Here is a 15,002-nt window from a genome sequence, read left to right as displayed (position 1 = left end):
CTCTTAAGCGCGAATTGCGACCCTGTGCACCTGGTTTCACTATCCGCAAACTTTCATGTCGCTGTCATCAAAACTAAACAATTCAACAACCCGTATCAGGATTCAGAACCCGGCTATTTACCCGCTGTCACGTCGCTTTTACGCTATCAACTTTATTTTGCTGGCATTTTTAGCATCGGTTTTCCTGCTGTGGTCACGCCATGAAAGCCTTGATATCGCCATCAGTCAGTTTTGGTTTGATCCGCTAACCCAGCGTTTCCCGTGGCAACACAACCGCTGGCTGGATCTGATCAACCATCGCTTGCTGAAGGATGCAATCATCATTGGCGGTGTCGTGATGCTGTTGCGTGGCATTCAGATACGTGATGGCAGGCGGGTTCTGGTCGCGTTGCTGCTGGGTTTGGGACCCTTGGTGATCGGCATTCTGAAGGCACACAGCGCGCACTCATGTCCCTGGGATCTGGCGATGTTCGGTGGTAAAGCCGCGAACTTTACCCTGCTGAGCGCAGTGCCTGAGAACAGCGGTCCCGGTCAATGCTTCCCGGGTGGTCATGCGTCGAGCGGGTTTGCGGTAATGGGATTATTTTTCCTGTGGTGGCCAGAGAAGCCACGCCTTGCCCTGCTGGCGTTGCTGGCCGGTATTGCCCTCGGATTATTGATGGGATACGGCCAGGTAATGCGTGGCGCACACTTCTTCTCCCACAATCTGTGGGCGGGATGGTGGGTATGGCTGACCCAGATGCTGATTTTTGCTGGCGTTTCTTTTTGGGTAAACAAGACGAGGAACAGAAGAGCGTAATGGAAGAGATCAACCGCACGCTGTTTTTATGGATTAACGCCACACCGAATTCACCGGAATGGTTATTGAGCCTGGCCACTTTTATCGCACGCGACTTGATCGCCATTGTCCCGCTGCTGATCGTGATGCTGTGGCTATGGGGACCGCGTGAACAGGTGGCCTCACAGCGCACCCTGGTATTAAAAACCGGTATGGCGTTGATTTATGCCCTGAGTATCTCCTGGTGCATCAGTCAGTTGTTGCCGCATCCGCGTCCGTTTGTAATCGGACTGGGCCATCAGTTCCTGTCGCATGCCGCCGATGACTCCTACCCCAGCGATCACGGCACCACCATTTTCACTTTCGCGCTGGCGTTCATTTGCTGGCACCGTTTATGGTCGGGTGTGATTTTGTTGCTCACCGGCATCGCCATCGCCTGGTCACGCGTTTATCTTGGCGTGCACTGGCCGTTGGATATGCTGGGAGGATTTCTGGTGGGAATGCTCGGCTGCCTGGCCTCAAATCTCGCATGGCAACTCTACGGTTCACGCATGTTAGCGCTGACACATCAGATCTACCGCGCACTATTCGCGCTGCCGATTCGTAAGGGATGGGTTCGCGGGTAAAAGGATTTCGTAACGGCGCGATTTATCGCGCCATTACGGATGACGGTTAGTTAAACCACTTACCAAACAGGCTATCGAATTTCATCACGATGAAATCCCAGATACGGCCGATAAAGCCCCCTTCCTGCACATCTTCCATCACCACCAACGGACGTTGATCAACCGTTTTGCCATCCAGCTGAAAATCGATGGTACCCACCACCTGATTTTTCTTCAGCGGCGCTTCCAGCTGCGGTGACGTCAGGGTGTAACTGGCTTTGAGGTTATTCATCTGCCCTTTCGGCACGGTGATGGAGGCATCTTTCTCCACACCCAGGTTGACCTCCTGGCGATCACCAAACCAGACACGCTGTTGAGCAAAAGGTTTATCCGCTTTAATCGGGGTCACGGTGTCATAAAAACGGAAACCCCAGGTGAGAAGTTTTTCGCTCTCACGGAAGCGAACGGCATCGGTTTCAGCACCCAGCACCACGGAAATCAGACGCATGTCACCGTCAGTCGCCGATGAAACCAGATTGTTGCCCGCGCCCGAGGTATGGCCGGTTTTGATACCGTCAACCTTGAGGTTGCTGCTCCACAGCAGACGGTTACGGTTCATCTGCTTAATGTTGTTAAAGGTAAACTCTTTCTCTTTATTCAGCGCATACTCTTCCGGTACATCACGGATCAACCGCTGACCGATAATCGCCATATCGCGCGCAGTGCTGTACTGCCCATCCGCATCGAGGCCGTGCACCGTCATAAAATGGGTGTTTTGCAGGCCGAAGGATTTCGCGTAGTTGTTCATCAGGCCAATAAACGAATCCTGGCTCCCCGCGACGTAGTCGGCCATCGCGATACAGGCATCGTTACCAGACTGGATGACAATCCCCTTGTTCAGCTCAGAAACCGGGATGCGGTCACCGGGTTTAAGGAACATCAGCGACGATCCTTTCAGCTTCGGGTTACCCGTAGCCCAGGCATCCTGGCCGATAGTCACCATGTCGTCTTCATGAATTTTGCCTGACTTCAGCGCCTGACCGACCACATAACTGGTCATCATTTTGGTCAGGCTGGCGGGGTCCAGACGCTGATCGGCGTTCGACTCGGTAAGCACCTTACCGCTGTTGTAATCCATCAAAATCCAGGCTTTGGCTTCAATTTGTGGCGCGGCAGGGGCCTCTTCAGCCAGGGCGGAAACCGGAAGAAGCACGAACAGAAGGGAGGAGGCAGCAAAAGGCCGCCAGGTAGAAGCATTAAGTAATTTTTTCATGTGTATGACCAGATAATTGTCCTTGTTAAATCGTGGCTCATTCCTGCAAGACGCACGTTGCCTAAAAAACTACCGGTTTGCGCTGCGGAAAAAAACCGTCTGTCGGTAAAGTTTTATAGAAATTATTACAGTAACCCTGGCACCATCACCGTTGCGCTGCCACCTTTGTTCTGTCGCCATCTGTGAAAAATTGCGAGAAATTCCGATTTTTCGCAGATCAGTTAAGCCAGTCACAAATTTCCGCTAACCTGATTTCAGTCAGCCTGAGGAGAATCATGATGGACTTAGCCGTGTTCGATCTCGACGAAACCCTGATTTGTGAAGACAGCACCAGCCTGTGGCTGCGCTGGTTGGTTTCACAGGGTTTTGCCCCCGCCGAACTGATTAGCGCCGAACAGTCGCTAATGACCCAATATCACGCCGGAACGCTCTCAATTGAAGAATATATGAACACCACACTTGCCCCGCTGGCCGGAATGGCAACCATGACGGTATCTGGCTGGGTGCGGCGTTTTATCCACCGCGATATCCTGCCGCGCGTATTTCCCGCCGCACGCGAACGCATCAACTGGCATCAACAACGTGGCGATACCGTGATGATTATCACCGCCAGCGGTGAGCACCTGGCGGTACCGATTGCCGAGCGACTTGGCGTGCATGGTGCGCTGGCCATTGGCGTGGAGATTGTCGATGACCGCTACAGCGGCCTGACCTACGGCACCATGACCTACAAAGAGGGCAAAGTGGCGCGATTAAGCAACTGGAAAGCGTTGCAACAGGAGCGACGTTTTGAGCGCACCTGGGCCTACAGCGACTCGATGAACGACCTGCCGTTGCTGGCCCATGCCGATCATGCCTGGGTCATCAACCCGGATCAGCTGCTGCATCAGGAAGCGCAGCAGCGTGGCTGGGAAGTGTGTAACTGGGTACGCTAACTACCCGCGTGGGGCACTGGCGTTCGCGGCCAGCCCCACTTTCAATAATTTACCGTTACGCTCGTCGGTCAGCACATACAGGAAACCGTCCGGCCCCTGACGAACATCGCGAATACGTTCTCCTCGTTCCGTCAGCAGGCGCTGCTCCTCTACCACCTTCTCGCCATTGACCATCAGGCGAATCAGACTTTTTTCCTTCAGCGCGCCGATAAACAACGAGTTTTTCCACTGCGGGAAACGCGCGCTGTTATAAAACGCCATCCCGCTGATGGCCGGGGAAACCTTCCAGTAAAATACCGGCTGCTCCGTGCCCGCAACTTCGCCGCCCCTGGATTCCGGCACTTTCTGCCCGCTGTAATCAATGCCCCAGGTCGCCAACGGCCAGCCATAATTTTTGCCTTTTTCCGGGATATTGACTTCATCGCCTCCGCGAGGTCCGTGCTCACTTTCCCACATCTGCTGCGTCCACGGATTCAACGCCAGCCCCTGTGGATTACGCATGCCATATGACCAGATTTCACCGCGCGCCCCCTGATGATGCAAAAAGGGGTTGTCTGCCGGGATCTTACCGTCAGCCGTAAGGCGCACGATCTTGCCGGAGAGCTTGTCCAGATCCTGTGCGCTGCTGCTGGCAAAATTGTCTCCGAAGGCAATCCATAAAAATCCTGCCTGGTCGAACGCCAGCCGTGTGCCCAAATTGGCCCCGCTGGAGAGTTTTGGCGTTTGCTCCAGCACCACCTGGAAGTCGTTCAACTGACGATTGTCATCACTCAGGCGACCATAGCCGACTACGCCACCCGCACGCCCCGCCGCGTCAGCCGTGGTATAGCTGAGCCATACACGGCGGCTTTGTGCGAAATCCGGTGCCAGCACCACATCCAGCAACCCACCCTGCCGTTGCACCCACACTTTTGGCACGCCGCTAATTGGCGCGGATAAGCCTTTGTCATGCTGCCAACTGCGTAACTGACCCGAACGTTCAGTGATAAGCAAGGTGTGATTGTCGGGCAGAAATGCCACCGACCAGGGGTGATCCAGATGGTCCTGTAAAACCTGAACCTGAACATCCGCTGCCAGTGCTGGCAGGGAACCACTCAACACGCTGCCAAACAGCAACGCGGCACGCATCAATCGCATGGGTGTCTCCTTTTTAACCGTCTGACGTTAAGGGTAGTCAGCCGGTTAAAAAGGATGTGCAGGATTTACAAAACATTAAGCCCGGCGGCCCGGGCATGGACATTTCAGGGCGCGCTGAAAGAAACCGCATCACGGACCATTTCATCAATGCCTGGACGCAGATCATTCAGAGTGATGGGCGAGCTATTGTTAGGGAGCGTCTTACCGAAGGCCTTACGCACCACTTTAATCAACGGTTTGCCGGTTTGCGCATCGCTGGCTTCAACTTCGAGGTACAGCGTACTGTTCTGGGTACGATGTCCGGTCGCGGCCATGGTTCCGGCGATCACCGCCGCAACGGGGACCACTTCATAGAATTGCACCCCCTCATTTTCGCTACCCACGGCGGTGATTGCCGCCCTCACCACCATCGTATTCGGTCCCTTCTGGGTCACGAGATTTTTATGCACCGCGATGCCGTCTTTCAGTTTTTGGTCGGCATACTGTCGTATCGCGTCCAGCGTCTGCTGGCTGATACGCTGCGTCGGATGCGCCGCCGGGTAATAAACTATTGGGGTATAAATGACGTTGGGATACTTAGCCGCATGATAATCGGGTGATATCCAGCGCATCGTCGGTTTGCCACTCGCCGATTCCGCCATTTTTAACTGGCTGTAATCACCGAGAAAGCCTGAATATTGTTTGGTATCAGCAACATGGGAGGTACACCCTGCTGTGAGGAAAGCCAGCGTCACCAGGGGAACAACGAGATGTGATCGCATATGAAAGCCCTTATGAGGAGAAATGGCTTTTCAAGCTTAGTTTGAGCAGTAACGAGCAGTAAGAAAAATTGAAGAAATGTGAATAGCAACCGCCTGGGTTACTGGCGCAACACAGGCGGTCTGGGGCTTATTCGAAGCAGGTTTCCGGGTTATCGGACAGGGAAACAAACTCATCGCCGCCTTTAGTCAGCGCCATGATTTTGCCGCTCTCAATATCATAAACCCACCCGTGCAGACGCAGCGAACCTTTACGCAGCGCTACCGCGACAGAAGGATGTGTTTTGATATTGTGGAGCTGGGCGATAACGTTCTCTTTCACCATCTCAGTAAGCTTGGTTTCCGGCGTGTCGTACTTTTTGTTCTCTACGACGGCGCGCGCAGCATCTGCATAACGCAGCCAGTGTTCCACCGCAGGCATGGTATCCATGCAGGAGCACTCGGCAATGGCTTTCATCGCGCCACAGTTGGAGTGGCCGCAAATGATGATTTCGCTCACGCCCAGCGCCACTACGGCATATTCGATGGTGGCGGATACACCGCCTGGCTCAGGTCCGAATGACGGCACAATGTTGCCCGCATTACGGATAACGAACAGTTGACCCGGCTCCTGCTGTGTCACCAGTTCCGGCACCAGACGGCTGTCTGAGCAGGAGATGAACAGGGCTTTAGGATTTTGGTTGGACGCCAGGCTTTTGAAAAGATCCTTCCTTTCAGGAAACACATTCTGTTGAAAACTCAGAAAACCTTTGATGATCTCTTTCATTTCTCTGCTCTCACATTATCCACTTCTGCCCTGGCAGTGAGCAATTTCACCGTCAGCGCTGCATAATTTTTTCTTGTATCGATAATAGCTTACAGGCACCAACCGGGCATTTAAGCAAAATCACCCGGTGAAGACAACCCTGAGCATGTTGCGGCTTTAAAACAGACTATACAATTTCCCCGCGGACACCTGTACAATCGCCCCCCTATCCACACTAATGATGATGAATTTTTATTCTTATGAGCCATGTCACCAATCCTCCACGCGTGGGCTTTGTCTCACTCGGCTGCCCAAAAAACCTCGTTGACTCGGAACGTATCCTGACGGAACTGCGTACCGAAGGTTATGACGTGGTACCACGCTATGATGACGCGGAGATCGTCATTGTTAACACCTGTGGATTTATCGACAGCGCCGTGCAGGAATCCCTGGAAGCGATTGGTGAAGCGTTGAACGAGAACGGGAAAGTGATCGTCACCGGCTGCCTTGGTGCCAAAGTGGATCAAATCCGCGAAGTGCACCCGAAGGTGTTGGAAATCACCGGTCCCCACAGCTACGAGCAGGTGCTGTCACACGTTCATCACTATGTGCCGAAGCCAGAGCACAACCCGTTCCTCAGCCTGGTGCCGCAGCAGGGCGTGAAGCTGACGCCGCGCCACTATGCCTACCTGAAGATTTCGGAAGGCTGCAACCATCGCTGTACCTTCTGCATCATCCCGTCAATGCGTGGCGATCTTGATAGCCGCCCGATTGGCGAGGTACTGGACGAAGCCAAACGTCTGGTGGAAGCCGGTGTGAAAGAGCTGCTGGTCATTTCTCAGGACACCTCCGCCTACGGCGTCGATGTCAAGCATCGTACCGGATTCTGGAACGGTTCCCCGGTGAAGACCAGCATGGTCAGCCTGTGTGAACAACTGGCAAAACTTGGCGTCTGGGTGCGCCTGCACTACGTCTACCCTTACCCACATGTGGATGATGTCATTCCGCTGATGGCTGAAGGTAAGATCCTGCCGTACCTCGACATTCCGCTGCAACACGCCAGCCCGCGTATTCTGAAGCTGATGAAGCGTCCGGGTGCGGTAGAACGTACGCTGGAGCGTATTAAGCGCTGGCGTGAAATTTGCCCGGAACTGACGCTGCGTTCCACCTTTATCGTCGGCTTCCCGGGAGAAACCGAGGAAGATTTCCAGATGCTGCTCGACTTCCTGAAAGAAGCGCGTCTGGATCGTGTCGGCTGCTTCCAGTACAGCCCGGTTGAAGGCGCAACCGCCAACCAACTGCCGGATCAGGTGCCTGAAGAGGTGAAACAGGAACGTTTCGAACGCTTTATGCAGCTGCAACAGCAGATCTCGGCTGAACGTCTGCAAGAGAAAATTGGCCGCGAAATTCTGGTGATCATCGATGAAGTCGATGAAGAAGGTGCGGTCGGTCGCAGCATGGCCGATGCGCCAGAAATCGATGGTGCGGTCTACCTGAACGGCGATCGTCAGGTGAAAGTCGGCGACGTGGTGCGCGTCAAAGTGGAACACGCCGACGAATACGATCTTTGGGGTTCACGCGTTTAATCCCTCCTCCCCCATGCCAGTCATGGGGGATATCATTCTCCGCCGAAATTATTTTTCCCCGACAGTAAAGCGCCTTTCTTTTACACCGATAACCTCTGTACACGCCCCTTTTGCCCAGAGAGTTCAGGATGCTTAAAAGAATGAAAGTCGTGACCGCCATTATTGTGATTCTGGTGGTCTTTACAGCCATGCAAGTCGTTTCCGGCTCGCTGTTTCTGACCTCGCTCATGGCGGGTCAGCGTAACTTCACCACCAGCGATCAATTATCCCACCAGCAGCGCGAACTGGCCGATGGCTGGCAAACGCTGGTGAAAACCCGTGTCACCATTAACCGCGTCGCCATCCGTATCCTGAAAAAGCAGACCGATGCAGCCTCACTGGCGGCGATTGACAAATTGATCACTGCGGCGGGCGTCTCGCTGAATGAAGCGCAGCAGCACTTTGCCCAGTACAAAAGTCTGCCACGCATCAAAGGCCAGAGTGACGCGGCTGCGGCCCTGGTCGAAGCCAAGTTCAGCGCAATGGCGGATTTGCTGCAACAATCCGCCACCTTTCTGAAAGCCAATGATTACCCTTCGTATGGCAATCTTGATGCCCAGCAAGCGCAGGATGACCTCGAAGAGGCTTACAAGCAGTGGCGTGCGCAGAACGTCGAGTTGCTGGCACAAGGCAGCGCGGAAAACGAAAGCGCCTGGCAACGTGTGCTGGCTATGGTTGCGGTGATGGCCGTGGTGGTGGTGCTGATGCTGGCAGCAGTCTGGGTGTTGGTACGCCGTATTCTGCTCACCCCGATGAAGCAACTGCAAAAACAGATGGAACGTTTTGCTGAAGGGGATCTTTCCGGCAGTCTGCACGTAGAAGGCCGCAGTGAAATGGCGGCACTGGCTGCCAGCCTGAATCATATGCAACAGGCGCTACTCAGTACCGTCAGCAATGTCCGTGACAGCGCTGATGCGATCTTCAGCAGCGTCAGTGAAATCGCTACCGGGAATAACGATCTCTCCTCACGTACCGAACAACAGGCCGCATCACTGGAGGAGACCGCCGCCAGTATGGAGCAGCTCACCGCCACCGTGAAACAAAACGCCGATAACGCGCGCCAGGCCACGCAGTTGGCAAGAACCGCTTCCGATACCGCCGATAAGGGTGGCAACGTGGTGGCTGGCGTGGTGAAAACCATGCACGATATCGCCGACAGTTCGAAAAAGATCGCGGATATTACCAGCGTGATTGATGGCATTGCCTTCCAGACCAATATCCTCGCCCTTAACGCGGCAGTTGAAGCGGCTCGCGCCGGAGAACAGGGACGCGGTTTTGCGGTGGTGGCAGGTGAAGTACGTAACCTGGCCCAACGCAGTGCCCAGGCAGCAAAAGAGATCAAGCTGTTGATTGAGAACTCGGTTCAGCGTGTCAATCTCGGCTCACAACAGGTTGGCAGCGCGGGCGACACCATGCAGGAAATCGTCAGCGCCGTCACCCGCGTGACCGATATTATGGGTGAGATTGCCTCCGCATCGGATGAGCAGAGCCGTGGTATCGACCAGATCGGCCAGGCGGTGAACGAGATGGATCGCGTTACGCAACAGAACGCCACCCTGGTGCAGGAATCGGCGAATGCGTCGGCATCGCTGGAACAACAGGCCAGCCGTTTGTCTGCGGCGGTAGCGCGTTTTAACACCGGCACACGTCAGGCGGTGGCGGCGCTGGTGCGTCCGTCAGCGCCAGTTGTAGCTCCGCGCGCGTTGAAGGCCCCTGCTGCCTCCGGCAATGACAATTGGGAAACGTTTTAAGGTAAAACGGCGCGATAGATCGCGCCGTTGCTCACCTGGTTCAGGTTTTCAATTTCGGATCCAATGCATCACGCAGCCCATCGCCCAGCAAATTAAACGCCAGCACCGTCAGGAAAATGGCGAGGCTGGGGAAAATCGCCACATGGGGGGCAATCACCATATCGGCGCGTGCTTCATTGAGCATCGCGCCCCACTCTGGCGTGGGCGGCTGCGCACCGAGGCCAAGAAACGACAGGCTGGCGGCCGTGATAATCGAGGTGCCAATACGCATGGTGAAGTAGACCACAATCGATGAAACCGTACCCGGCAGGATATGGCGCATAATGATGGTCCAGTCCGAGGCACCGATGCTGCGGGCCGATTCAATATAAGTCTGATGTTTGAGCACCAGGGTGTTACCCCGCACCAAACGCGCAAACGCCGGGATACTGAAAATCGCCACCGCGACAATCACGTTACTCATGCCGCTGCCCATAATCGCCACCACAGCAATCGCCAGCAGAATGCCCGGAAAGGCAAACAACACGTCGCAGACGCGCATGGTGATACGATCCCACCAACCTTCGTAGTAGCCTGCCAGCAAACCCAATAAGGTGCCGATCACCGTCCCTATCGCTACCGAAAAGAAACCGGCAATTAAGGAAATGCGCGTGCCGACCAACACACGGCTAAAAATATCGCGGCCGAGCGAGTCAACCCCAAACCAGTGCATCAACGACGGGCCTTCATTCAGGCGGTCATAATCGAAATAGTTTTCGGCATCAAAGGGCGCGATCCAGGGGGCGATAAAAGCCACCACGATCAGCAACAACACAAACGCCCCCGCCAGCAGCGCCACATGCTGGCGACGAAAGCGTCGCCAGAACTCGCGCCAGGGGGTGCGCACCCGGTTTTCCGTCATCGTCGGCATGATTTTCAGTGCCGCCTCGCGTCGCCAGTTTTTCATTGCGACTCCTTACCTGTAGCGAATAGCCGGGTTGATCGCCGCGTACAACATATCGACAATCAGGTTAATCAGAATGAACTCCAGCGAGAACAGCAGCACCTCGGCCTGAATCACCGGGTAATCACGCATCTCCACCGAATCCACCAGCAGACGGCCCAGACCGGGCCAGTTAAACACCACTTCCACTACGATCGAACCGCCGAGCAAAAAGCCAAATTGCAGCCCCATCATGGTGACCACTGGAATCATGGCATTGCGTAGCCCGTGTTTGACCACCACCAGCGTTTCCCGCACCCCTTTGGCCCGCGCGGTGCGCATATAATCCTCCTGCATCACCTCCACGAACGATGCACGGGTAAAGCGCGCCATCACCGCCGCAACCGCCGCGCCGAGGGTGATGGAGGGCAGAATGTAATGCTGCCAGCTGTCGGCACCCACGGTCGGCAACCAGCCTAAATCCACGGAAAAAATTTGCATCAGCAGCATACCGAGGGCAAACGCCGGAAAAGAGATCCCCGACACCGCCAGCGTCATACCCAGTCGATCCGGCCAGCGGTTACGCCATACCGCAGAGACGATGCCAATCACCATGCCAAACAGCACCGCCCAGATCATGCTGCTTAATGTCAGCCACAGTGTCGGAAAAAAACGCGTGGCAATCTCTTCGGAAACCGGACGTTTCGACACCATCGACTGACCAAAATCCCCCTGCACCGCATTCCAGATGAAATGCCAGAACTGCTGGATCAATGGCTGATCAAGGCCCAGTTCCTGACGCACCAGCGCGACGACCTGCGCATCGGCATCGGACCCGGCAATCAAGCGTGCCGGATCGCCCGGCAACAGATGTACAAACAGGAACACCAACACCGCCACAATCAGCAGCGTGGGAATCAGTCCCAGTAATCGTTTGAGAAAATAATTCAGCATGCGAAGTCCTGCACGGTGAGGGGCAGCCACGCGGGCTGCCCCTCAGGGTTACTTCAGGTCGGCCTCATCAAAGTTAAATGAGGTATCAGGCATGACGTAAAAACCGCTCAGGTTTTTGTTACTGGCAGACAGCAGTTGCTCCACCACCAGCGGGATCCACGGATGGTCGTTCCAGATGCGATCCTGTGCATCTTTATACAGTTTGGCTTTCTGGTCGCGATCGGTGGTTTTCAGCGCATCGGCCAGATCTTTATCAACCTGGGGATTGCTGTAAAACGCGGTATTGAAGATCGCTGGCGGCCATGAGCTGGTGGCAAACAGCGGCGTCAGCGCCCAGTCGGCTTCACCGGTCGAGGCTGACCAGCCGGTATAGAACATGCGCACGCCGCTCTCTTTCTGGTCTTTGCTTTCCACTTCCGCCGCACGCTGGCCGGCATCCATCGCCAACACCTTCACTTTAACTCCGACCTGCGCCAACTGTTGCTGGGTGAACTGCAACACTTTCTGCGCGGTGCTGTGGTTATGTGATGACCACAACGTGGTTTCAAAACCATTCGGGTAACCCGCCTCTTTCAGCAGTTCACGCGCTTTGGCCGGATTGTAAGCAATGGCGGGATACTTCTGCGCAAAATCGATGGCTGGCGGCACAATGCCCGTGGCGGGCGTGGCATATCCGGCAAACGCCACCTTCGCCAACGCCTGGCGGTTGATGGCATACTCCAGCGCCTCACGCACCTTCGGATTGTCGAACGGCTTTTGTGTCACGTTCAGGCTGATATAGCGCTGCATAATCGACGGGGTCGTGACCACATCGAGCTTGCTGTTTTTCTCCAGCAATTTGGCCTGTTCAAACGGCACCGGGAAAGCAAAAGTGGCTTCGCCGGTCTGCAACATCGCCGCGCGGGTGTTGTTATCCACCACCGGACGCCAGGTAATGCTGTCGAGCTTTGGATAGCCCTTTTTCCAGTAGCCATCCCACTTCTTCACTTTGACGAAGTCAGTCTGGTTCCAGGTGACAAATTCAAACGGCCCGGTTCCCACCGGATGGAAACCAATATCCTTGCCATATTTTTTCAGCGCCGCTGGGGAGATCATCACCGCCGCCGGATGGGCCAGGTTATTGATAAAGGCTGAGAACGGCTGCTTCAGGGTGATTTTGACCGTCAGCGGATCCACCACCTCGGTGCTGGCGACGTATTTAAACAGGTTGTAACGCTTGAGGTGATTATCCGGGTTGCTGGCGCGATCGAGGTTGACCTTCACCGCCTCCGCATTGAAGTCGGTGCCATCCTGAAACTTCACATTGGGACGCAGTTTGATGGTGTAAGTCAGGCCATCGCTGCTGGTTTGATAGCTTTCAGCCAACACGTTAGTCAGCTTCATATCTTTATCGAAGCCGAACAATCCCTGATAGAAGGACTTCGCCACCGCCTGCGACAAGGTGTCGTTAGCATCGTAAGGATCGAGGGTGGTAAATGTTGAAGCCACGGCAATCACCGCATCTTTCGCCGCCCAGGCCGGTAGCGCCAGCGCCGAACTTAACAACCCGGCAGTGATAACCCCTTTACGCATAATATGGTGCATCGTTATCGTTCTCCTGTAGTCCCTGTCTTTGCGCACACCAGCCGGTGACGCGGATGAGTTGCTGCTGTTCAGGTGCCGCTGATGGCATGGCGGGCGACAAAATGCCCTGGTGCCACCTCAATCAATGGCGCGACTTCCGGCTCATCGCCCAACGGACGTATCGGGCTGGGGATTTCATCCACCAGCAACGCCCGTTCACGACGCCGGTGCGCCGGATCGGCCACCGGCACTGCCGCCATCAGTTTTTTGGTATAGGGATGGCGCGGTTGCTCAAACACCGCCTGGCGTGGCCCCATCTCCACGATCTGTCCAAGATACATCACCGCCACACGATGGCTGATGCGTTCCACTACCGCCATATCGTGCGAGATAAACAGAAACGCGATGCCAAATTCGCGCTGCAAATCGAGCATCAGATTGATGATTTGTGCCTGAATCGACACATCCAGCGCCGAGACCGACTCATCAGCAATCACCACCTTGGGGTTCAGCGCCAGCGCGCGCGCAATGCAGATACGCTGACGCTGACCACCGGAAAATTCATGCGGATAACGTTGGGCATGTTCCGGCAACAACCCGACGCGTTCCAGCAGCCAGGCGACACGTTGCTCGGCCTGGCGGCGGTTCATCGTCTGATGCACCAGCAGCGGCTCCATGATGGAGAAGCCCACCGTCAAACGCGGGTCGAGCGAGGCGTAAGGGTCCTGAAAGATAAACTGAATATCACGACGCAAGGCCGCCAGCGCCCGTCCCTCGAGCGCATCAATGCGTTGCCCGTCAAAAGTAATGGTGCCGCCCTGACTGGCGACTAAGCGTAGCAGAGAACGACCGGTGGTCGACTTACCGCAGCCGGACTCCCCCACCAGGGCGAGCGTTTCACCGGCATAAAGATCAAAACTGACCTTCTCCACCGCGTGGACGCGCCGTTTTACCCGATTGAGCAAACCGCTGCGGATATCGAAACGCGTAACCAGATCGCGTACCTGTAGCACCGGCGGGCGGTCAACACGCACGGTATCCTGCGGCGTCTGGGCTTCTTCGCGACCATCACGGTGGATAAGCGGAAATTTTGCCGGAAGCGGTTGTCCATTCATCGCCCCCAGTTTAGGCACGGCGGAGAGCAGCGCCCGGGTGTAGGGTTGCTGCGGCTGGTTAAACAGTTGCTGCACTGGCGCACGTTCCACCACATCGCCGCGATACATTACCTGCACCCGGTCGGCCATTTCCGCCACCACGCCCATATCGTGGGTGATAAAAATCACCCCCATCTGCATCTCTTTTTGCAGCACGCGGATCAATTGCAGGATTTGTGCCTGAATGGTGACATCCAGCGCGGTCGTGGGTTCGTCGGCGATCAGCAGCGCGGGTTTACAGGAGAGCGCCATAGCGATCATTACGCGCTGACGCATGCCACCGGAAAGTTGATGCGGATAGCGCGACAAGACATTTTGCGCTTCGGGGATGCGCACCAGATCGAGCATATGGTGCGCTTCAGCCAACGCCTGTTGATGGCTTTTGCCCTGATGCAGACGGATCGATTCGGCGATCTGCTCACCGACGGTGAACACCGGATTCAGCGAGGTCATCGGCTCCTGGAAGATCATCGCCATATCTGCACCGCGTACGCGTCGCATCTGGCTGGCAGGAGCCCGCATCACATCCAGCAACTCGCCATTACGCCGTCGCAGGGTGATTTCACCGCTGACTTCCCCACCCGCCTGCTGGATCAGCCGCATCAACGCCAGCGAAGTGACCGATTTACCCGAACCGGACTCCCCCACCAGCGCCAGGGTTTCACCACGATGCAGATCAAGCGAGAGCTGGCGCACCGCTTCGGTAATACGTCCTTCATGCTGGAAACGTACGTTCAGATCCCGTACCGCCAGAACCTGGTCTGGTGTTAATTGCCGTTGCCGATCCGTCATGCCTGCTCCT

The 15,002-nt window shown here is 55.5% G+C and carries 13 protein-coding genes; 5 read left to right on the top strand and 8 right to left on the bottom strand.

Annotated elements, in window-relative coordinates:
* Positions 1-55 precede the first annotated feature (55 nt).
* Both L579_RS01710 and ybjG read left to right on the top strand, forming a co-directional pair.
* Positions 56-799: a phosphatase PAP2 family protein gene (locus L579_RS01710; RefSeq protein ID WP_021182561.1), complete on the top strand. Its 744-nt coding sequence runs from the start codon at positions 56-58 to the stop codon at positions 797-799.
* Positions 799-1,404 (top strand): undecaprenyl-diphosphate phosphatase, encoded by a 606-nt coding sequence (gene ybjG, locus L579_RS01705; RefSeq protein WP_021182560.1) that lies wholly within the window; start codon positions 799-801, stop codon positions 1,402-1,404. Before L579_RS01710 ends, ybjG begins: the two co-directional genes overlap by 1 nt.
* 46 nt (positions 1,405-1,450) lie before the next feature.
* Here the strand turns inward: ybjG and L579_RS01700 are convergent, their stop codons facing one another.
* Complete coding sequence (locus L579_RS01700) at positions 1,451-2,656, bottom strand: serine hydrolase (protein ID WP_021182559.1); 1,206 nt, start codon at positions 2,654-2,656, stop codon at positions 1,451-1,453.
* A gap of 278 nt (positions 2,657-2,934) precedes the next feature.
* Here L579_RS01700 and L579_RS01695 point away from each other — a divergent pair, with 278 nt between their 5' ends.
* On the top strand, positions 2,935-3,591 hold the full coding sequence (locus L579_RS01695) for an HAD family hydrolase (protein ID WP_036624561.1): 657 nt from the start codon (positions 2,935-2,937) through the stop codon (positions 3,589-3,591).
* Here L579_RS01695 and L579_RS01690 read toward each other — a convergent pair whose 3' ends face one another.
* The 3 genes from L579_RS01690 to L579_RS01680 all read right to left on the bottom strand — a co-directional run bounded on the left by L579_RS01690 (position 3,592) and on the right by L579_RS01680 (position 6,252).
* The gene (locus L579_RS01690; protein WP_021182556.1) at positions 3,592-4,728 is read right to left on the bottom strand and encodes a PQQ-dependent sugar dehydrogenase; all 1,137 of its coding nucleotides are present in this window, start codon (positions 4,726-4,728) and stop codon (positions 3,592-3,594) included.
* Positions 4,729-4,832: 104 nt separating this feature from the next.
* Positions 4,833-5,489 carry a DUF3313 domain-containing protein gene (locus L579_RS01685; protein ID WP_021182555.1) on the bottom strand — a complete coding sequence of 219 codons (657 nt, stop codon included), beginning with the start codon at positions 5,487-5,489 and terminating at the stop codon, positions 4,833-4,835.
* A gap of 127 nt (positions 5,490-5,616) precedes the next feature.
* Positions 5,617-6,252, bottom strand: coding sequence for a carbonic anhydrase (locus L579_RS01680; RefSeq protein ID WP_021182554.1), 636 nt, complete (start codon positions 6,250-6,252; stop codon positions 5,617-5,619).
* A gap of 239 nt (positions 6,253-6,491) precedes the next feature.
* On the opposite strand from L579_RS01680, the gene rimO reads away from it, so the two are divergent.
* The gene (rimO, locus tag L579_RS01675; RefSeq protein WP_021182553.1) at positions 6,492-7,817 is read left to right on the top strand and encodes a 30S ribosomal protein S12 methylthiotransferase RimO; all 1,326 of its coding nucleotides are present in this window, start codon (positions 6,492-6,494) and stop codon (positions 7,815-7,817) included.
* Between the two features lie 128 nt (positions 7,818-7,945).
* Positions 7,946-9,607, top strand: a complete 1,662-nt coding sequence (locus L579_RS01670) for a methyl-accepting chemotaxis protein (protein WP_036624556.1) — start codon at positions 7,946-7,948, stop codon at positions 9,605-9,607.
* Between the two features lie 40 nt (positions 9,608-9,647).
* On the opposite strand, the gene gsiD is transcribed toward L579_RS01670, so the two are convergent.
* From gsiD to gsiA, 4 genes are all read right to left on the bottom strand, one after another.
* Complete coding sequence (gsiD, locus tag L579_RS01665; protein WP_021182551.1) at positions 9,648-10,553, bottom strand: glutathione ABC transporter permease GsiD; 906 nt, start codon at positions 10,551-10,553, stop codon at positions 9,648-9,650.
* A 9-nt stretch (positions 10,554-10,562) separates the two neighbouring features.
* Entirely contained in the window at positions 10,563-11,483 is a 921-nt protein-coding gene (gene gsiC, locus L579_RS01660; protein WP_021182550.1) for a glutathione ABC transporter permease GsiC, read from the bottom strand.
* A gap of 48 nt (positions 11,484-11,531) precedes the next feature.
* Positions 11,532-13,067: a glutathione ABC transporter substrate-binding protein GsiB gene (gene gsiB / locus L579_RS01655; protein ID WP_021182549.1), complete on the bottom strand. Its 1,536-nt coding sequence runs from the start codon at positions 13,065-13,067 to the stop codon at positions 11,532-11,534.
* A 68-nt stretch (positions 13,068-13,135) separates the two neighbouring features.
* Entirely contained in the window at positions 13,136-14,992 is a 1,857-nt protein-coding gene (gene gsiA, locus L579_RS01650; RefSeq protein ID WP_021182548.1) for a glutathione ABC transporter ATP-binding protein GsiA, read from the bottom strand.
* Between the last annotated feature and the right edge of the window lie 10 nt (positions 14,993-15,002).

Origin of the sequence: Pantoea sp. AS-PWVM4, assembly GCF_000468095.1 — a bacterium.
In the GTDB taxonomy this organism is placed as follows: Bacteria; Pseudomonadota; Gammaproteobacteria; order Enterobacterales; family Enterobacteriaceae; genus Pantoea; species Pantoea phytobeneficialis.
This window is presented reverse-complemented; position numbering and strand designations above follow the sequence as displayed.

Coding starts and splice junctions, on each gene's coding strand:
- L579_RS01710 (WP_021182561.1), top strand. CDS start 56: ATGTCGCTGTCATCAAAACTAAACAATTCAACAACCCGTATCAGGATT.
- ybjG (WP_021182560.1), top strand. CDS start 799: ATGGAAGAGATCAACCGCACGCTGTTTTTATGGATTAACGCCACACCG.
- L579_RS01700 (WP_021182559.1), bottom strand. CDS start 2,656: ATGAAAAAATTACTTAATGCTTCTACCTGGCGGCCTTTTGCTGCCTCC.
- L579_RS01695 (WP_036624561.1), top strand. CDS start 2,935: ATGGACTTAGCCGTGTTCGATCTCGACGAAACCCTGATTTGTGAAGAC.
- L579_RS01690 (WP_021182556.1), bottom strand. CDS start 4,728: ATGCGATTGATGCGTGCCGCGTTGCTGTTTGGCAGCGTGTTGAGTGGT.
- L579_RS01685 (WP_021182555.1), bottom strand. CDS start 5,489: ATGCGATCACATCTCGTTGTTCCCCTGGTGACGCTGGCTTTCCTCACA.
- L579_RS01680 (WP_021182554.1), bottom strand. CDS start 6,252: ATGAAAGAGATCATCAAAGGTTTTCTGAGTTTTCAACAGAATGTGTTT.
- rimO (WP_021182553.1), top strand. CDS start 6,492: ATGAGCCATGTCACCAATCCTCCACGCGTGGGCTTTGTCTCACTCGGC.
- L579_RS01670 (WP_036624556.1), top strand. CDS start 7,946: ATGCTTAAAAGAATGAAAGTCGTGACCGCCATTATTGTGATTCTGGTG.
- gsiD (WP_021182551.1), bottom strand. CDS start 10,553: ATGAAAAACTGGCGACGCGAGGCGGCACTGAAAATCATGCCGACGATG.
- gsiC (WP_021182550.1), bottom strand. CDS start 11,483: ATGCTGAATTATTTTCTCAAACGATTACTGGGACTGATTCCCACGCTG.
- gsiB (WP_021182549.1), bottom strand. CDS start 13,067: ATGCACCATATTATGCGTAAAGGGGTTATCACTGCCGGGTTGTTAAGT.
- gsiA (WP_021182548.1), bottom strand. CDS start 14,992: ATGACGGATCGGCAACGGCAATTAACACCAGACCAGGTTCTGGCGGTA.